Origin of the sequence: Thalassobacterium maritimum, from assembly GCF_031127805.1 — a bacterium.
GTDB lineage: Bacteria > Verrucomicrobiota > Verrucomicrobiia > Opitutales > Coraliomargaritaceae > Thalassobacterium > Thalassobacterium maritimum.
Genome location: NZ_JARXHW010000053.1, coordinates 1 through 18,296, shown reverse-complemented (window position 1 = coordinate 18,296; position 18,296 = coordinate 1). Strand labels below are relative to the sequence as shown.

The 18,296-nt window shown below is 53.8% G+C and carries 19 protein-coding genes; 8 read left to right on the top strand and 11 right to left on the bottom strand.

Annotated elements, in window-relative coordinates:
• Positions 1 to 6 precede the first annotated feature (6 nt).
• Genes QEH52_RS16560 through QEH52_RS16550 form a run of 3 tightly spaced genes read left to right on the top strand, consistent with a single transcriptional unit; the run spans position 7 to position 5,603 of the window.
• Complete coding sequence (locus QEH52_RS16560) at positions 7 to 3,126, top strand: efflux RND transporter permease subunit (RefSeq protein ID WP_308951961.1); 3,120 nt, start codon at positions 7 to 9, stop codon at positions 3,124 to 3,126.
• Positions 3,127 to 3,136: 10 nt separating this feature from the next.
• The gene (locus QEH52_RS16555) at positions 3,137 to 4,510 is read left to right on the top strand and encodes a TolC family protein (RefSeq protein WP_308951959.1); all 1,374 of its coding nucleotides are present in this window, start codon (positions 3,137 to 3,139) and stop codon (positions 4,508 to 4,510) included.
• Positions 4,511 to 4,565: 55 nt separating this feature from the next.
• Positions 4,566 to 5,603: a Gfo/Idh/MocA family protein gene (locus tag QEH52_RS16550; protein WP_308951957.1), complete on the top strand. Its 1,038-nt coding sequence runs from the start codon at positions 4,566 to 4,568 to the stop codon at positions 5,601 to 5,603.
• A gap of 65 nt (positions 5,604 to 5,668) precedes the next feature.
• On the opposite strand, the gene QEH52_RS16545 is transcribed toward QEH52_RS16550, so the two are convergent.
• From QEH52_RS16545 to QEH52_RS16535, 3 genes are all read right to left on the bottom strand, one after another.
• On the bottom strand, positions 5,669 to 5,884 hold the full coding sequence (locus QEH52_RS16545) for a dodecin (protein ID WP_308951955.1): 216 nt from the start codon (positions 5,882 to 5,884) through the stop codon (positions 5,669 to 5,671).
• Positions 5,885 to 5,951: 67 nt separating this feature from the next.
• Entirely contained in the window at positions 5,952 to 6,356 is a 405-nt protein-coding gene (locus QEH52_RS16540) for a PGPGW domain-containing protein (protein WP_308951953.1), read from the bottom strand.
• A 10-nt stretch (positions 6,357 to 6,366) separates the two neighbouring features.
• Positions 6,367 to 7,818, bottom strand: coding sequence for a phospholipase D-like domain-containing protein (locus tag QEH52_RS16535; RefSeq protein WP_308951951.1), 1,452 nt, complete (start codon positions 7,816 to 7,818; stop codon positions 6,367 to 6,369).
• An 88-nt stretch (positions 7,819 to 7,906) separates the two neighbouring features.
• Here QEH52_RS16535 and QEH52_RS16530 point away from each other — a divergent pair, with 88 nt between their 5' ends.
• From QEH52_RS16530 to QEH52_RS16515, 4 genes are all read left to right on the top strand, one after another.
• On the top strand, positions 7,907 to 8,677 hold the full coding sequence (locus QEH52_RS16530) for a hypothetical protein (protein WP_308951950.1): 771 nt from the start codon (positions 7,907 to 7,909) through the stop codon (positions 8,675 to 8,677).
• 9 nt (positions 8,678 to 8,686) lie between these two features.
• Positions 8,687 to 9,487 (top strand): endonuclease/exonuclease/phosphatase family protein, encoded by an 801-nt coding sequence (locus QEH52_RS16525; protein WP_308951949.1) that lies wholly within the window; start codon positions 8,687 to 8,689, stop codon positions 9,485 to 9,487.
• A gap of 30 nt (positions 9,488 to 9,517) precedes the next feature.
• Positions 9,518 to 9,961, top strand: a complete 444-nt coding sequence (locus QEH52_RS16520; RefSeq protein ID WP_308951948.1) for a 23S rRNA (pseudouridine(1915)-N(3))-methyltransferase RlmH — start codon at positions 9,518 to 9,520, stop codon at positions 9,959 to 9,961.
• Between the two features lie 276 nt (positions 9,962 to 10,237).
• Positions 10,238 to 10,654, top strand: a complete 417-nt coding sequence (locus tag QEH52_RS16515) for an RNA recognition motif domain-containing protein (protein ID WP_308951947.1) — start codon at positions 10,238 to 10,240, stop codon at positions 10,652 to 10,654.
• A 136-nt stretch (positions 10,655 to 10,790) separates the two neighbouring features.
• Here the strand turns inward: QEH52_RS16515 and QEH52_RS16510 are convergent, their stop codons facing one another.
• Together QEH52_RS16510 and QEH52_RS16505 are read right to left on the bottom strand one after the other, a co-directional pair.
• On the bottom strand, positions 10,791 to 11,096 hold the full coding sequence (locus tag QEH52_RS16510; protein WP_308951945.1) for an HPr family phosphocarrier protein: 306 nt from the start codon (positions 11,094 to 11,096) through the stop codon (positions 10,791 to 10,793).
• Between the two features lie 167 nt (positions 11,097 to 11,263).
• Complete coding sequence (locus tag QEH52_RS16505; RefSeq protein WP_308951943.1) at positions 11,264 to 13,030, bottom strand: ABC transporter ATP-binding protein; 1,767 nt, start codon at positions 13,028 to 13,030, stop codon at positions 11,264 to 11,266.
• 298 nt (positions 13,031 to 13,328) lie between these two features.
• Here QEH52_RS16505 and QEH52_RS16500 point away from each other — a divergent pair, with 298 nt between their 5' ends.
• Complete coding sequence (locus QEH52_RS16500) at positions 13,329 to 13,658, top strand: RNA recognition motif domain-containing protein (protein ID WP_308951941.1); 330 nt, start codon at positions 13,329 to 13,331, stop codon at positions 13,656 to 13,658.
• A 45-nt stretch (positions 13,659 to 13,703) separates the two neighbouring features.
• On the opposite strand, the gene QEH52_RS16495 is transcribed toward QEH52_RS16500, so the two are convergent.
• The 6 genes from QEH52_RS16495 to QEH52_RS16470 form a co-directional block, all read right to left on the bottom strand.
• The gene (locus QEH52_RS16495; protein WP_308951940.1) at positions 13,704 to 15,059 is read right to left on the bottom strand and encodes an MFS transporter; all 1,356 of its coding nucleotides are present in this window, start codon (positions 15,057 to 15,059) and stop codon (positions 13,704 to 13,706) included.
• A 4-nt stretch (positions 15,060 to 15,063) separates the two neighbouring features.
• The gene (gene coaD / locus QEH52_RS16490; protein WP_308951937.1) at positions 15,064 to 15,549 is read right to left on the bottom strand and encodes a pantetheine-phosphate adenylyltransferase; all 486 of its coding nucleotides are present in this window, start codon (positions 15,547 to 15,549) and stop codon (positions 15,064 to 15,066) included.
• Positions 15,550 to 15,600: 51 nt separating this feature from the next.
• Positions 15,601 to 16,224: a type II secretion system protein gene (locus QEH52_RS16485; protein WP_308951936.1), complete on the bottom strand. Its 624-nt coding sequence runs from the start codon at positions 16,222 to 16,224 to the stop codon at positions 15,601 to 15,603.
• Between the two features lie 190 nt (positions 16,225 to 16,414).
• Positions 16,415 to 17,560, bottom strand: coding sequence for a TMEM43 family protein (locus QEH52_RS16480; protein ID WP_308951935.1), 1,146 nt, complete (start codon positions 17,558 to 17,560; stop codon positions 16,415 to 16,417).
• A gap of 55 nt (positions 17,561 to 17,615) precedes the next feature.
• On the bottom strand, positions 17,616 to 18,062 hold the full coding sequence (locus QEH52_RS16475; RefSeq protein ID WP_308951934.1) for a hypothetical protein: 447 nt from the start codon (positions 18,060 to 18,062) through the stop codon (positions 17,616 to 17,618).
• Positions 18,063 to 18,083: 21 nt separating this feature from the next.
• A partial coding sequence (locus tag QEH52_RS16470) for a hypothetical protein (RefSeq protein ID WP_308951932.1) occupies positions 18,084 to 18,296 on the bottom strand: 213 nt, incomplete at its 5' end.

The following is an 18,296-nucleotide window of genomic DNA, read 5'->3' as shown; positions in this document are numbered from 1 at the left end:
ACTAGCATGAGTGCGCACAAATCCTTTACCGACCTATACATCAATCGACCCATACTCGCGATTGTTGTGAGTATGGTCATCGTGATCGCCGGCTTACAGTCCTATAGTAAGCTGACGGTTCGCCAATATCCGCAGAATGAGAACGCGATCGTAACGATTACGACCGCTTACATTGGTGCCGATGCCGATCTGGTGCGCGGGTTCATCACTACGCCGATCGAACGAGCCGTTGCGGCTGCGGACGGAATCGACTACATTGAATCCACCAGTTCATTTGGTGTGTCCACCATCAAGGTGACGCTTAAGCTTAATTACGATGGTAAGAGAGCACTTTCTGAAATTAGCACCAAGGTCGACCAAGCGCGCGGTGACTTGCCGCCGGAGGCAGAAGTGCCGGTCTTGGGTATTGAGACTGCAGACTCGCAGATCGGTGCTGCTTATTTGAGCTTTCGTTCCGACATTCTTGAGCGGAATGAAGTGACGGACTACTTGACTCGCATTGTGCAGCCACGCTTGAGTGCGGTGCCAGGTGTGCAACGCGCCGATATCCTCGGCGCGCAGAATTTTGCCATGCGCATTTGGCTGAAGCCAGATCGTTTGGCGGCCTACGGCATCAGCCCTGTTCAGGTCAATCAAGCCATTGCTGCAAATAATTACTTGTCCGCGGTGGGGCAGACCAAAGGGCATTACTTAACAGTCAGCCTGACAGCCAATACCAACCTGAGTTCAGCGGAGGATTTCAAGCAATTGGTCGTTGCTGAGAAAGATGGCGGCCTAGTGCGCTTGAGCGATGTTGCGGATGTGGTGCTCGGCTCTGAGACGTATACCGAAGACGTGCGCTTTTCCGGTGAGCAAGCGGTCTTCATGGGTATCTGGGTGTTGCCGAATGCCAATACCCTGGATGTGATGGCAGGGGTGCGTGACGAAATGAAACGCATACAAGAGGAATTGCCTCAAGGCATGCAGGCGGCCATCGCGTATGACTCCAGTGAATACATCGAAGATGCGGTGTCCGAAGTTTATTCCACTTTGATTGAAACACTGGTAATTGTGGTCGTGGTCATTTTCCTCTTCCTGGGGTCGTTGCGCGCGGTCGCCGTGCCTGTGATTGCGATTCCGATTTCGTTGATCGGCGGTTTCTTTTTGATGCAGGTGTTTGGCTTCAGTATCAATTTGTTGACGCTACTCGCGATCGTGCTTTCGGTCGGCCTGGTGGTGGACGATGCGATTGTGATCGTTGAAAACGTAGAGCGTCACCTTTCCGAAGGTAAAGGGCGCTTAGAAGCCGCCTTGCTGGCCGCGCGTGAATTGGTCGGCCCAGTCATTGCCACCACCTTAGTGCTGGTCGCGGTGTATATGCCGATTGCGCTGCAGGGTGGTTTGACCGGCGCTTATTTTAAGGAGTTCGCGATGACTCTGAGCGGTGCGATTGTGATCTCTTCGATTGTCGCCTTGACGCTCTCGCCCATGATGTCTTCCCGTTTTCTGCGTCCCAATGAGAGTGAGCGTGGATTTGCCGGTATGATCTCGCGACAGTTCGAGAAAGTGAAATCATGGTATTCGAAACTACTAGGCATGGCCTTGTCTTCACGACCATGGGTGTATGCGATCTGGATCGTGCTCACACTGGCTGCGATTCCGATGTTTTTGATGTCACCGCGCGAACTTGCGCCGACGGAAGATCAGGGCTTTATCTTTGGTGTCATTGATCCGCCCTCGAATAATAGTTTGGATCAGACCGTGCACTACAGCGAGCAGATGTTCGATATTTTGAAGGAAACGCCTGAGTATGACTTCACTTTCCAAATCTCGAATCCCTCCTTTGGTATTGCAGGTATGAGCTTGGTGCCATGGTCGCAACGCGAGCGCACTTCGATTGAAGTCAACCAAGATGTGATGGCGCGCGTGGGGCAAATCACAGGTGTCAACGTCTTCATGCTCACGCCCCCGGCGCTACCTGGTGCGGGCGACATGCCGATCGAATTTGTGATTTCTTCGACCTACGATGCCGAGCAATTATTAGGCTACGCTCAGGAGTTAGTGAAGCGCGGCATGGCCAGCGGACAGTTCCAGTTCTTGACCATTGATATGCGCTACGACCTTCCTCAGTCCGAAATTGTATTCGACCGTGATAAGATCGCTTCGATGGGCCTGAGCTTGCAGCAAGTGGGGCAAGACCTCGGAGCCGCGATCGGGGGTAATTATGTAAATCGTTTCAGTATCGATGGGCGCAGCTATAAGGTGATTCCGCAGATTAAGCGCGAGAGCCGTCTGAACCCCGAACAGTTGACAGACATTTATACCTCCGGTCCCGGCGGTGAGCTGATCCCGCTCAGTTCCATTGCTCACATTGAGAACCATGTGCAGCCACGCAGCTTGAACCGCTTTCAGCAGCTCAATTCGGTGAAGATTTCCGGCATGGGCACGGGGACATTGGATGCTTCGTTGGCCTATCTTGAAACCGAGGCTGACAAAATTCTACCTGCCGGTTTTGGTTACGACTACACTGGCCAATCTCGTCAGTTGCGCAAAGAGGGGGGCAATAAGGAGTTTATGCAAACCTTCGCGCTGGCAGTCTTGATGATCTTTCTGGTGTTGGCGGCGCAGTTCAATTCCTTCCGCGACCCATTCATTATTTTGCTCGGATCGGTGCCACTGGCAGTCTTTGGCGCGAGTGTCTTTACCTTTCTTAAGATGCCGCTGCCAGCGCCGTCCTTCACAGATGGTTGGACGACCACCTTCAACATTTATACACAAGTTGGGCTAGTGACACTGGTCGGGCTGATTGCCAAAAACGGCATTTTGATTGTCGAGTTTGCCAATGCCTTGCAGCGGCAAGGACTCGCTAAATTAGAAGCGGTGCATGAGGCTTCGTTGACACGTCTGCGCCCGATTTTAATGACCACCGCGGCGACCATCTTCGGCCACTTCCCACTGACCTTGGTGACTGGTGCCGGTGCTGAGGCCCGTAACTCGATTGGTCTCGTGCTCGTCGGTGGGCTCGCGATCGGCACGGTATTCACACTCTTTGTGGTGCCTGTCATTTATATGTTGATCGCGGCCGAGCACCAAGGCCGCGTGGTCAAAGCAGTCACGGCTGCCGACCTTCCTGAAACTACAGCTTAAGCAGTATAGTATGAAACGTATCTATCTTTTAACTACAATGTTCTTTGCTGCGGCCACTGCGGCGAGCGCCGTCAGTTCTGATCGTAGGATGGCCCTGGCAGCTGAAGATCCGATGCCGATCCCTGATGAGATCACGTTGGAAGCGGCACTTGATTATGCGCTGGAACACAGCTTCACCATTCTCCAAGCCAAGGAGCGTATTGAAGAGCAATACGGACTGATCATGGAAGTCGGCGCGGCCGTGCGGCCGACGCTGTCTTTGAACGGAAGCATCTCCGAGCAGGCCGATGGCATGACTGCCTCCTATAGCGCTTCAGATAATTGGTCGGTCGCGCTGCAGGTGCGGCAAGCACTCTATGCGGGCGGTGGCCTGCGTGCTGCAATTCGTGCGCAGGACGCATTGGAACGCGCTGCGCTGTATGATCTTCAGGCCAGTGTCGAAACTGCGATTCAAGAAGTAAAGACGGCGTTCTACGGTATCTTGCTGGCACGTGAGACCATCGAGGTAGAAACTCAGAATATAGAACTCTTGGAAGAGCAGCTTGCCAATACCGAGAGTCGCTTCGAGGCCGGCTCGGTTTCTAATTTCGATGTGCTGCAAGCAAAGGTCGCCTTGGCCAATGCCAAGCCCGCATTGATTCGAGCCAAAAATGACTTTCGGGTCTCCGTGGCAGATTTCAAGCGCGTGGTCGGCTATGTGAAACGCCGGGGAGCGCCCACGGTGAAGATGCCTAAATTCGTTGGCGAACTCGATGTTCGCATGCAGGAGTATGGTTTGCTAGATTCCATGCAGCAAGCGATGAAGGCGCGTCCTGAATTGGCCCGCTTGGCTTTGTTGGTCGATTCTAATCAGGAAGGCATAGAAGCCGCAGAGGCAGGTTACCTCCCGAGTGTGGATTTGATCGGAAGTTATAATTTTTTACGTTCCTACACCACCACGGATGATCGCTTTGATAATCCTGAGGATGGCTGGTATGTCGGCTTAGAGGCGAACTGGAATATCTGGGATGGGCGCGCGACGAAAGGCCGCGTGTTGCAGGCCAAGTCACGGGTGCGGCAAAGCGAACTCGTGCTCGATGAGACGCGCTTATCAGTAGAAATCGAAGTGCGACGTGCGGTATCCGAACTCGAGAGCGCAGCTGAGTTGGTGGAAGCCGCCGGTCTCGTGACCGGGCAGGCTGAAGAAGCACTGCGCTTGGCGAATGATCGCTATAGTGTCGGCAGCTCCACTTTTCTGGATACCTTGCAAGCACGTGTCTCCTTGACCGAAGCTCGTAACAATCAGTTGCAGGCGAATTACAGCTATCTGCTCGCCCTAACGAATGTGCAACGGGCGATCGGGGAAACTAAATATAACTACGTGGACGCAAGCGAGGCAAAGTAGAGCGTTCGCATCGCTCTGGTCTAAAGCTTCAGACTCGATTGCAGGTCGTCTTACTATGAATGATATAAAACAAAAACAGGTGCGCTGGGGGATACTTGGATGTGGTCAGATTGCAAATGCATTTGCGAAGGCACTGACTGAGGTCGAAGGTTGTAGTTTGCATGCTGCGGCCGCGCGGGATGCGGTACGGGCGCAGGCTTTTGTTACGGAGCATGGCGGCACGCGTGGTTATGGGACTTATGAGGCGCTGTTGGCGGACCCCGAAGTGGACGCTGTGTATATCGCCACGATTCATCCGCAGCATGCGGAATGGATCGCGCATTGCGCCTATGCGGGCAAGCATGTGCTGTGTGAAAAGCCGCTTACGATGAACTTGCGCGAAGCGAAGCACGCGGGGAAGGTCGCGCGGGATCGGCGGTGTTTATTGCGCGAAGCTTTTATGTATCGTCATCATCCGCAGACGCAGCAGGTGGTAGACTTAGTGGAGTCGGGCGTGATCGGTAAGGTGCGGATGATTGATGCGAGTTTTTGTTATAACGCAGGCGAATGTCCGGATTCGCGACTTCAGAATAAGGCACTTGGGGGCGGTGGTATCTTAGATGTGGGCTGCTACCCGATGTCGTTTGCGCGCTTGATCGCGGGGCGCGGGCAGGGGCGTCTTTTTGCGGATCCGCTAGAGCTGAAAGCGGTGGGGCATCTTGATGTGAAGAGCAAGGTGGACATGTGGACAACGGCTGCTTTGCGCTTTGAGGGCGACATTTTGGCGAAGTGCACATGTGCGGTGCAAATGAGTGCTGAAAACCAGGTCGTGATTTATGGTGAGCACGGCCGGATTCTCGTGGAAAGTCCGTGGTTTTGTGAGGGGCAGGTTCGCACGGTATTTGCTAGTGGGCGTGAGGATACTGTGCTGGAGCCGGTGCCGGGCCGCAGTCTATACGTTTATGAGATCGAATCGTTCGTAGGCGAGCTGCGTGGGCAAGCGATTGGCGCGCGCGCGGTAGGCATGCGCTTGGATGACAGCCTTGGTAATATGAAGGCGCTGGATTGGTGGCGCGCGGAGATCGGATTAGCCTACGAAGCAGACCGAGGCTGACGAGCTACTTGTGTTTTTTGTGGCTGAGTCCCTTTTTCGGGCTGTCTACCTAAATGCAGAGTGCTCTAATCCTTAGAGTCTAAGGTGAAGCCGATTTTGACGCCGACTTGCCAGTGCTCGACTTGGCCGTCGACAATGTGGCCGCGGATTTCGCCGACTTCTAGCCAGCGCATATTACGCACGGTTTTACTCGCAGTGGTGACTGCATTTTGGGCGGCGGCTTCGATCGATTCCTTAGAAGAGCCGACGAGTTCGATTTTTTTATATACGTGATCACTCATAGCCTGGAGCCTATGCTAAAAATGGCGATGAGTCGAACGGTGGCGAAGGATTTTTGGTAAAGATACTCTATTGCGGCAATATGAAGGCGGGCTTGTCGGCTTTATGTCGAAGCCAATTTAAGCTGCGTGTGACGCGTGGCGCTTTAACGATTTTAATCTCTAGGCGCCGTTTTCCGGGAAAGTCCATTAGGCTGATTCCAAATAACATGGTGAGGATCCCTTGGCCGGGGATGAATACCATAATGATCCCCATGAACAGCAGTAGTCCACCGACTAGATTCTTTGCGAAATGTAGTATGATTCTGATTGGGGACAGTGCTTTGCGAGGCGAAGGCTCGCGGATAAAAAAGTCTGCCGGTAATCGAATAATAGATAGGGGGAGCAGGATCAGCGACAGGACGCATGCAAACAAGCTGATGCTCGCCAGCAGCAAGAGAGTGTCGCTGTGTTGAGAGAGGAATCGATGCAGCATGGCTGAGGTGTTAAAGCATAGGAGCAATGAGATGCACGAGATCTTCGAGCATGCGGTTCGGTAGGATTTTGTGCTCGCGGATGGCTTCGCGGTAGCTGATGCAGTCTTTTTCTAGCGATTCGGCCCATTGCGTGAGCGCGGCGATGTCGCTGGGAGTGAAGTGTAGTTGACCGATCTCGAAATTGACGAAGAGTGAGCGCATGTCAATGTTGGCAGAGCCAGTCATGGCGACCATGTCATCGGCAAGGATGAGTTTGCCGTGCATCATACGCGGAGTGTAGAATTGGATGTCGATGCCTGCTTGGTCGAGTTCACGTAGGTAGTGGTAGCGCGCAATATCGGTCAGCCGTTGGTTGGATTTGAGTGGTAGAATGAGGCGGATGTGACGGCCGGTGTGGGCTTTGACGATGAGGGAGCGAAAGACGACTTCGTCGGGAATGAAGTAGGGGGTGATAATGGTGAGGCTCTGTTTGAACTCTTGGATGATGCGGACAATTTGTTCCCACAGTGGGTCATTGGGAGAATCGGGGCCGCTGGTGATGATCTCGGTGGTGCTGTTACCGGCTTCTTCGGGCACGTAGCGCAGCAGTGCCTCGTGCTTGGCGGGGGATTCCTTGTGGGAAAAGGCCCAGTCGGCAATGAAGGTGCGGGTCAAGGTGGCGACGGCAGGGCCTTGGGTGACGATGCTAAAGTCGCTAAAGCGATCGGGGTCCGGCTGTGCGCCCATGAAGCGGGTGTCTAGGTTTTGACCGCCGGTGATGGCGCGATAATTGTCGAAAATTGCGATTTTTCGGTGATTGCGCAGATTGGATGAAGTCTGTGTCTGAATCGGAAGCACAGGCATGAACATGGCAACCTCGCCGCCCGCCTGGCGTATTTTATAGCGAGCGGCACGGGTGCAGTTCCAGCTGCCGAGGGAGTCGAGTAGCAGCCGGACTTTGATGCCTGCTTGGGCGCGCTGCGTCAGCCGGTCCACGATGGCCTGGCCTGTGGGGTCGTTGCCTAGTATATAGGTGGCGATGTGGATGGTGTGCTCGGCACTCTCGATCTCGTGGCAAATGCGTTTAAAGGCAGTCTCGCCATCGGGCAGCAGTTCGAAGTGATTGCCCTGACTGTGCGTGCGCTGGATCGTATGCTTGTGGTCCCTCGTTTGCTGTGCGATGTCCAGCGCGCGGCTAGTGACTTCGAGTTTATTTTTGGCCAGCTTGCGGCTCTTGCGTCCACCAAACATGAAGTAGAGGGGCACGCCAATGATCGGCATGAAGAGGACGATGAAGAACCAGGCGAAAAAATTGCTGGGATTGCGCTTTTCCTCAAAGACGCGGCGTATGATCAGCGCCGCGAGGATGAAGCCGACAATTGCGGTGAGATTTGTAAATACAAAGACCAAGCTGCCACCAAGCAACTGAATCAGCGGATCGACTATGCTTTCATTGACCCAAGTCCACATGCTTTGATTCAATGTCAGTGTGTGACGAAGTGCGACGAAATTGTGAATTTTTGAATCAAGTATTGTGCCAGCACTTAATTTTGCTTGTTGTTAGCAACATATGTCAGAAAACCCACAACCGAATCAAGGCCAGCCTCAGCAGGTCAATTTACAACAGATTGCTCAGCAGTTCATGGTCGGATTGCAGCGTCACTTCGACATGCTTGCATTTAATCTGGCGGCTCGCGAGGGCGTGCAAGAGGAAGCGTATAATGCGCGTGTCAATGCGCCCAAGATTATGCCCGCGGCGCCCAGCCACCAAAACTTCGAGCAAATGCAAGCCTACGCGCGCGATTTGCTGGTGCGTCAAGTGATTGGCGACTGCCTCAATCTAGCCGTGACAGGCATGAACAATGCTCACTTCTTCTTGGCCCTAGTCAAGCAGACTAAGGCAAACTCCAATGTCAGCCAAGAGGCGCAGCAAGAGGCTCAAAAGGCACAACAAGCTTTCGTGCCTGCGCAGCTGGATGAGAAGTTTAATCGCCTGGAGCAAGATTACGGCATCATGTGTGAGCTGGAAGATACCATCATTTCGCTCGGTTTCGTGATGCAGGCATTCATGCAGCAGGGCGGCGTGGTGAAAGAGCCACAACTCGATGAAAATGGTGAACTGGTGTTGGAGCTTAAGACGGTGCAACTCTTGGACACCGGGGCAGAAAAGCCACAAGGCAAGTTGGTCGACGAGCGCAAGGTCTTCAAGCAAGGTGAGTCTCTGAGCTTTACCGATGTTGAGCTACAACTGATCCTTGTAACGATTGCTTCGTTCGCTGATAGCTTGTTTAAGTCGGTCTCGCTCTACGCTAAATCGGTCAAGGACGCGAACGAGTCTTAGTATTGCGTGATGCCTAGTTCGGATACGCTACGCGTGCTAACGCTGAATATAGCGCACGGACGTGGTTTGTCGACCTACCAAGGCTTTCACTCTGCGCGCGGTATCGAGCGCAGTCTCAAACGGGTCGCCCACTTGTTAAATCAAGTGGGCGCCGATATTGTAGCTTTGCAGGAAGTCGATGAGGATTCGCACTGGAATCGTCGCATTCATTTGTTGGATTCGCTGCGAGCACAGACCGAATATGAGCACGCGTATCTAGGTGTACACAATCGACGCTCGGGCAAGTTGCCACTGGCTTACGGCAACGGATTGCTGAGCCGATTCCCGATCGTGCATGCGGAGCACACCGCATTTGGCCGAGCCTCGCTCGGGGAGAAGGGCTTTATGTGTGCCGAGTTGGAGACGCCGCATGGCATCTTGCCTGTGGTCAATTTACACCTCGATTTTCGTTCGCGTGTGCGACGGATTGAGCAAGTCGAGCGTTTGATTCAATTTCTGGATGATAAGAAATACACCGCAGAGGGCACGCCGCACCTGTCGCCCATCGTCTGTGGCGATTTTAATAGTGGCTCCGGTAAGCTTGGCGATGCGGTGCGTCATTTGTTCAGTTATTTGCAGGATCAATGCGAATACACGCTCCGTCCGACGGGACGTGGGAGCCGGACTTTTCCTTCGCTCTTACCTGTGCACGGGCTAGATTTTATCTTTGTGCCACCAAGCTACAAAGTGCGATCAAGCGAGGTGCTGCGCAGCTATGTCAGCGATCACCGCCCCGTCCTCATTGAGCTAGAGATACTGCGGAAATCTTAATTCTTAATTCCTAAAATCTAAATCTTATAAATGTTTCGTTACACAGTAATCGCCATCGGTAAAATGAAGAATCGCTCGTTGGCGGCGCTGTGCGATGATTTTTGTAAGCGTCTCAAGCGGCAGGGGAACTTTGAATTGATCGAGTTGAAGGACGGCGACGTCGGTAGCGAGGGGCAGCGCATCCTGGAAGCACTGGCGAAGCGTAGTGATTCTCGCATCTATGCGATGGCTGAGGAGGGCAAGACTCGCAGTTCGCAAAAATTGGCCGATGAATTGTATGCCTTGCAGGGGCGTCCGGCGGTTTTCATTATTGGCGGCGCTTACGGGCTCAGTGATGCGGTGAAACAGCGCGCGGACGCACTGTTTGCGCTTTCGCCACTCACCTTTACGCACGAAATTGCGCGTATGCTGGTGTGCGAGCAGCTATATCGTGCCGTTTCGATACAGACGGGCTCGAAGTATCACCATGTATAATGGGATGGGGGCGGTGGCTGGGCTGCCAAGTTTGAAGGGCGCAGTTTCTCGTCTGAAGGCTGTGAACTTGATTTACTTTATCGTTACATAATGCGTCTTGCAATTTTTTAAAAAGTCACGATAAGGATGCACTTTCTATAACACATGTTAACATTCAGAGCATGGGTAGTATCAGTTGGATAAAGTCAAAACATGTATTCAGTAGGTCGAATTCGCATGCAAGCGAAACTCAAAGCAAAGAAGCAAGTGGGATAGCCCAAAGATAAAGGTAAATAAATGAATACAAAGATGTATGTAGGCAATCTGTCCTACGACACTACTGATAGTGATCTCCGTGAGCTTTTCGAAGCACACGGTTCCGTAACCGACGTTTTCATCGTAAAAGACCGTGAGTCCGGCCGCCCCCGCGGTTTCGCTTTCGTCTCGATGGGAACTGCTGAAGAAATGAATGCAGCCATTGAAGGGCTTAACGGCGAGGAATTCCTCGGTCGTGCGCTCACCATTAACGAAGCACGCCCTCGCGAAGAACGCCCACAAGGTGGCGGCGGCGGTTATGGCGGTGGCGGCGGTGGTCGCGGCGGTTTCAACCGTGGTGGTGACCGTGGCGGACGCGGCGGTGATCGTGGCGGACGTGGCGGTGATCGCGGCGGACGTGGCGGTGACCGAGGCGGTCGTGGTCGCGACAGCTACTAGTTCACAATCAGTCAAGCAGGGCCAATGTGGCTCTTCGCATTACTTTCAACGGGGCGCACGTAGGTGAGCCCCGTTTTTTATGCCTTGCTGCAAGCTGCCACTCGCCTCGCTGCTTTTATGGCGAGGCTTCTTTGACTTAAGCTTCCTCGAAGCGGCGATCAAATAGATCCGCGAGTTCGTTGAGCATGCGCTCGCCGTCTGTGGCGGCACCTTCGGTGCGGACCACTAGTTTGGAGCCTTTGCCAGCTGCTAGCATCATGAGCCCCATGATGCTCTTGCCGTTAACCTGCTCGCCATCTTTTTCCACCCAAACTTCGCCGCCGTATGTGTTTGCAATACGTACGATCATGGCTGCCGGACGGGCGTGTATGCCCATCTTATTTTGTACAACGAGTTCTTTATTCAAAGATTCGCTACTGTCACTTATTTCTGGTGTGCTCATGTTTAGTACCATTAAAAAAGAGTTACTGAAGATATTAGCAAGAAATAATCCAATTTAGCTTAATTCGTGTGAACTCTGGTGAATTTTTATTAAGCCCATCTGCAAAAAACGCGTCAAGAGGGAAACTGTATTTGCACTCTGCAGTTTCTTGCTGAATGACTGTTGTCTTAGCCCGCGAGTTCTGGGATCAGGTCGCTCTGGTGCTGCCATAGATCGGCATAGTGGCCGCCTTGTTCGATCAGCGCTTGGTGGGAGCCAGATTCAATAATGTGGCCTTGCTCCATCACCACGATCTTATCCGCACGACGCACGGTGGAGAGGCGGTGGGCGATCACCAGCACAGTGCGCTGTTGCACTAAGCGGTCGAGAGCCTCTTGGATTTTGCGCTCAGTGATGGTGTCGACGCTGGCGGTGGCTTCGTCCAAAATGACGAACGGCGGGTTCTTGAGTAAGACCCGGGCAATGGTGAGGCGTTGTTTCTCACCTTGACTCAGGCGAATGCCTTTTTCGCCGATATTGGTGTCCAGGCCTTCGGGCAGGGCGTCGACAAATTCCCACGCGCAGGCTTGTTCCAGGGCGTGCACGATTTCGGCATCGCTGGCATCTGCTTTGGCTAGCACCAGGTTGTCGCGCACGGTGCCTTCGAAGAGGAAGGGATCTTGCGCGACGTGGCCGACTTTGTCGTGTAGCTCGCTCAGGCTGAGCTCGCGAATGTCGACGCCAGAGAGTTTAACGGTGCCCGTGCTCACATCATAGGTGCGCATGGCGAGGTTGGCCACGGTGGACTTGCCCGCACCTGTGTGGCCGACGATGGCGGTCACCTTGTTGGCTTCCAGCGTCAGCTCGAATTGATCGAGCACGGCGGGGCGGCCCGGGTATTCAAAGCCTGCTTGATCGAAAGTCACTTCGATCGGGCCTGCGGGCAGTGGTGTCACTTTTTCTGGTTCGTCGACTTCGACTTGTGCATCCAAAACCTCAAATACACGCTCGCCGGAGGCGCGGCCCGCGGCGATCAAGTGGTTGAGCCCATGTAGCTGCGAGATGGGCTGATAGAGCATGTTGGCCAACAAGAAGAAGGCGATCAGTTTGCCCATTGTGAAGTCGGCGGTATCTTGTAGCACCAGGTAGCCGCCCACGGCGACGATACTGAGGAAGCCTAGCTTGGTGACCAGTGAGGTGGCCGGGTTGTAGATCGACCAGCGGAACATCGCGAAGAGGGTCTTGGCGCGCAGGTCTTCTGCCTTGGTTTCGAAGCGAGCGGATTCGCGCTTTTGCAAGCCGAAGGTCTGAATCAGGCGATTGCCTTGGATGTCTTCGACCAGCAAGCTGTTGAGCTCGCCAGCGCTTTCACGCACACTTTTCCATACCTTGCGCGAGCGCTTGGAGTAGAGCACGCCCACTAACAGCAGGATGGGCACGGGGAGAAATACGAACCAGGCCAAGAAGGGCTGCATGATGAAGAGCACAGTGGTGATGCCGATGATGCGTAGGAGGGCGCCGGTGCCCTGTTCGGTGCCGTCGAGCAGGGCGCGCTCGACCGCGGCTACGTCTTCGATCACACGCGAGGAAATTTCTCCGCTCTTACGTTGGTCGTAAAAAGATACCGGCAGGCGTAGCAGTTTACTGTGTAGATCGCGGCGCATTTCCAGCAGCACGCGTTGTTCCAGGGTATTGTTGACCCGAATGCGCAGGCTATTGAAGATCTCGCTGCCTAGGTAGAGGAGTGCGATCAGGCCGACGCCGTAGAGTAAGCCGTCGAGGGCATCGGTGGCCTGTAGCCCGTCGAAGATGCGCTGGATTGCAATGGGCACTGCAATTTCCATCGCGGCCATGCTGCCTGCCAGCCCGATCGTGAGCCAGAACAAGCTCTTGTAGCGGAATAGGTAGGCGGAGACCCGCAGGATAGTACTTTTCTTTTTAGTTTTCTTGCTCACGTGCGTCAGTGGTAGGTGGGCGGTATTGGTTCATGACGCCCCCAGTTTTAAATCGATACCAGAGCGGCTCAGGCCTGCGGCCTGCTCGCTCAACGAATCTCTCAAGCAAGCCTCGATGGCTGGCATTGGCAAATCTGAATCTATGTAAATCTGAATAAAAGGTTGTCAGTCGTGGGCTGCACCAGTGTTTTCAGGTGTCTGGCCTTCTGTTTCTAGTTCTTCGCGATTAGATGGCCAGTCCATCGCTCCCAATCTTCATTTCTTCATTCTTAATTCTTAATTTCTAATTTTTATTATTATGTCCGTTCGACTTTATGTAGGTAACCTTTCTTTCGATGCCACAGCCGAAGATCTCCGTGAGATCTTTGGGCAAACCGGTGCGGTCGAAGATACAGCGATTGTGACACGTCCCGGCGGAGGTCGCCCTCGTGGTTTTGGCTTTGTGACTATGGTCGATGACGCGGCCGCGCAAGAAGCCATCCGCCAGCTCGACGGCCAAGAAGTGGCTGGCCGCCAACTAGTGGTGAATGTCGCGAAAGAGCGTCCCAGCAACGATAAGGCTACGGATGACAAGGCCGGCGCCGCCAGCCACGACGAGACCGGCCGCAGCGACGAGGCGACTGTTTAAATTCGCTAGACGGACTTTTACGAGGTCAACTAGACTCCTGCGAGTCTAGTTGACCTCGTCTTTTACGGGCTTTGGAAGTTGGATGGCTAGGATGAGGGGCAGGATCACAACGATTGCGCCCATGAGGTAGGCATTACGTGAGCCGTAGGCGAAGTAGGTGAAGGCGGCCAGTAGCGGGCCGATCGCACGTGCGAGCGAGCCCGCGGAGCGGAAGATCCCTAGGTTGGCGCCTTGATCCGACTCGTTCGAGTAGAGCGATACCAGTGCGCTCAAAGTCGGCGAGGCGAGCCCGATCGAGAAGGCCATAAGTGCCAAGCCTGTAAAAAATAGGCCGTAGCCCTGGCCGAAGGCGATCATGATAAATGCAGCCACGCCGCAGGCTAGACCGGCCAGTGCGAGGCGTTTTTCGCCGACAGGTGCGGCGAGGCGGCGCACGATGCCACCTTGCACCAAGACCAGAATTAAGCCAATGAAAACGAACATGCCCCCGTTCTGTGCAGGGCTGAAGCCGAAGCGCTCGACGGCTAGGAAGGTGAGGGTGAACTCCATGCCGCTAAAGGCTAGCATGTAGATTAGATATACGAAATTCGTCCGACGAGTGGCCGGCTCCGGGCATTGGAAGATGCGGAAGACCGCTATGCCTTTGCGCTCCGGGTTGGGCTTGCCGCGTTTGGACTCGGGCAAGGTCTCTTTAAAGCGGCGGCTGACCCAGATTAAATTGATGATTGTCAGCATGAGGCTGACCAGTGCAGGCACGGAGAAGGGGTTCACGCCAAAGGCTTTGAGTGCGGGCGCGATCTCAGTCAGGTCAATCTTGGCGAGTAGGCCGCCGATGGCAGGGCCCACGATAAAGCCTAGCCCAAAGGCGATCCCGATAATCGCGAGTCCGCTGGAGCGTTTTTCACGGGTGGTGCTGTCGGCGACAGCTGCGGTGGCCACGGAGAGATTGCCCCCCATGGCGCCGCCCAACACACGTGCGAATACCAGCACCCAGAAAGATGCGGCAAAAAACCATGCGATGTAACTGAGTGCGAGCCCGCTGATGGTGATTAGTAGCACCTTGCGGCGTCCGACTCGGTCGGAATAGGCGCCCCAAAGTGGCGCACATACGAATTGGAGCACCGAATAGAGCGAGCCGAGAATGCCACCAAAGAGCACCGCGGTCATGAACTCCGGGTCGGCCGCGCCGCTACTTTCTGCCAGTTTTGTCAGCGGTGCAATGAGATGCCCCAAGAGGTTTTGGGCTCCATCACCGCTGGGCAGGTAATGGGTGAGCATCGCTGGGAACAGCGGAAAGATAATTGAGAACCCAACCAGATCCAGAAAGAGCGTCAGGAAAATGATGCCTAGAGTGCTGCGGTTTTGCTTGGTTTCGGTAGTAGATGGAGTGGTAGCGCTCATGCTTTTAAGCTTCGTGGCCAAACTTTTTTGAGAGCGCCGCGTGCACATTTGCTGGAATCAGGCGGCGTTCTCGATCGGTAAATTTAAAGACCTGTTTTACCAGATTAGAGCTGGTAAAGAAAAAGCGCTCGTTGGGCATCAGAAAGATGGTCTCGATTGAATCGTCCAAATGACGGTTCATTTGCGCCATCTGAAATTCGTGCTCAAAGTCTGAGACTGCACGCATGCCTCGGATCAGGGCGACGGCTTTAGTCTGCTTTGCCAAGTCTACGATCAAGCCATCAAATGAAATGACGGAAATATTCGGACGGTCGAGCAGGTTATCCTCTATCAATTTGACGCGTTCTTCACTGGTGAAGAGCGGATTCTTCGATGCATTAATGGCCACAGCCACAATCACTTTGTCAAAAATGTGCCGCGCTCGGTTGATCACGTCTAGGTGACCATTGGTAATTGGATCGAAGGATCCTGGATATATGCCGATTTTCATTAGGTTGGCGATTCAGAGCATATACGCCACGAAGTCCAACACAATTCCAGCTTACCAAGTTTTCGGGTCGTCTTCGGCTTCTTCTTTACGCCAATCCGCTCCGTCTGGGCCCCGAGACCAAACGATGACTGTATCTCCAACCCAAACTTGATCTTTTTCGGGGTCGTCCAGGTGCGCTTCTAGAAAGCGTGGAATGCGACCGTCGTTATCCACGTCCAATTTAAATTTATAAGGGTTGCCCCAAGGATCGACGATGTTTCCGTCGACTATTTTATCTTCAGGAAAGGGGGCGAAGGCGACCTTCTGTGGATTGCGTGCTCGGCCGTCGGGATCATAGCCTAAGCCGCCTTTGAACATGCTAGTAATAAAGTCCCATACGGTTTCACCATCCGAATTTTCCGCATCCTTTCCCCAGTCTGACTGATCTGGGTTGTTGCTGCCGAAAATCTTACCATTGGTGGTCGGCCACTGTCCGTAGGTGGCATAGTAGAGCTTGAAGGCTGTCATAATAGAGCGCGCATCTGCCGTGGCTTCGACGATTTTGGCGCGTTCGCGCACTTTGCCGACCGTAGGAATGAGAATGGCAGCTAAGATGCCGATAATCGCTAGCGTGACGAGCAGTTCAATGAGGGTAAACGCCCTGCGCGGCGCCATAGATCGGGGGTAAACTGTCATGGTTGTCGCATTCAATGCTTTTGCTGGATGCGTGCAAACGATTAACCAGTTGGACAGTTGACTTTCGGGGGGCGAGGTAGTGGCGAGGTTCTTTAGCCCTCGTTTGGGGCATGTTCAGACTTGCAGTGTTCGACCCGCCTGAAGCGAGGCTAAGGCACACTCGGCTACAGAATTTAGTCACGATTTACTGCTATGCCTTGGCGCTCTTTGCTTGCTTGAAGATCATGTAGATCACGCCGCCAGAGATGAGTAGTAAACTTATTGCGAGCACCGGACGGAATACGATCCAAGCGACTGCGATGGTGATGAGTCCAGCGATGGCTGTTAGCATCATCGCGACGATGGCGGTGCCGATTCCGACAATATTGCCAATAAATGGGACCACATCGGCCAGCACACTGAGGGGGCCCATCAATAAATTGAAGCCAATGAACATAAGCAGTAGACCGCCCGCTCGGAGCGCCCAGGTCATGATCTTGTTGTTGTCTTGAGCGACTTGGATCATGGCATCTGCCGAGTAGGTGCCGCTTTGTAGCAGGTTGATGGTGCCGCCGACTTTAGTGCGATAGGGCTGGAAGCTATCCTGCACTTGTGCGGCGACTAGGCTGATGCTTTGTTCCGGCACCATGGCGAAGCTCACCTTGAGATCGCCGATGGCAGGGTTCGCGGGGTCTTTGCCGATATAGAGCTCGGTGGGGCTTAAGTGGCTCTCGCCAATGTGCGAGGGCACTTTGTAATCACTAGGGAAAGGGAGCGCTTGGGCACCACCAATCATGTCGACTTGGGCGGGGGTGAGGGTGAAGCCTCCCACTATGACTGGGCTCGCCTTGAAGCTGGTATTGGTGAATCGCATTTCTGCAGGGTTGCGGTGCCCCTCGAGCTCTTGGAAGTTATCGGAGCGCACCGGACGCGTGTTCCACTCTTTGGTGTATTTGTAGGTGGTGACGGTTTCCGTGCTGCCTCCGAGTTTCTTTTGCGTGTCTTTACTTTTACTTTCTTTCCACTGATACATCTCGACCTGACGTGTCAGTTTCAGAGCATGGGTGGAGATGCCAAATTCGCTGTCAGAGGGGGTGTCTGTTGTCACAGCCGTGCCGCTGGTGTGAACCAACTGACCCTCGCGGCTCGGATCGACTTGCGCGGAGTCGATGCTGACGACTGCCCCGGCACCTTCTTTGAGCGTTTTGTAGCGTTTAACGGCCCGTCCTTCATTCCAACTCAATAGTACGATGGATACTATGATCAACAGGATGCCTGTTAGAATGCCTTTGAAAGAGGACGCGATCCGTGAGAACCACGAATTGCTTGAGATTTCGGAGAAGCTGTCAGCTGCCATAAAGCGAGACGGTCAAAAGTAAGTGAGTCAAAAAAAGAAAGCTAGAGAGGATCGCTTAGGCGTGTTGCAGGCGTACCCAACCCGAGTCGGGGTCGTTGCCGGTGCAATCGAGTGCAGCTTGTGCTTCGTAGAAATGTTCTGCGTAGCGTCCACGGTAGATCGCGGGCGCAGTGCCGGGAATGCTGACTTCGCAGGTCCACGTCTTGTTTTCGTGCGCGGCCAATTCGCCTGCGCCTTCGACGACGATCTCGGTTTCAAAGGTAGTTTCTTTACGACGTATGCGCTCGGTGCCGTCCCGGTCGCGATCGTGTAGGTCGATCTTTTCCAGGCCACGCACCTTTACGTAGACGCGAGCGTAAGCGACGGTGCTGTCGCTGGCCAGCGCTTGAATATTGAGCTCGAAGGGGACGCCAATTGTGATAGGAGCTGCGGTAATGGATACTTTAGCTGCGTTGCCCGTGATGGCGTTCGCCATTGATTTTACTTTATCGAAGAGTCCCATGTTTTTGTGAGGTTTGAATCTTTATGTCGTGAGGTTTGGGATGTATACGATGTCACTAACGGGGTTCGAGCAAGTGTATAATGTGTTCGCATTAAGAATCATAGTTTTTGTAACTGCAGTTGTGGGCTGAATCCAAATGCCGCTGCGGAAACCGAGGCTGAAGCACTCGGCTACGTAAACGCGAACACCGAATGCAGGCAAGGCACTGGACGTGACTGGCGTCACATCGCTACA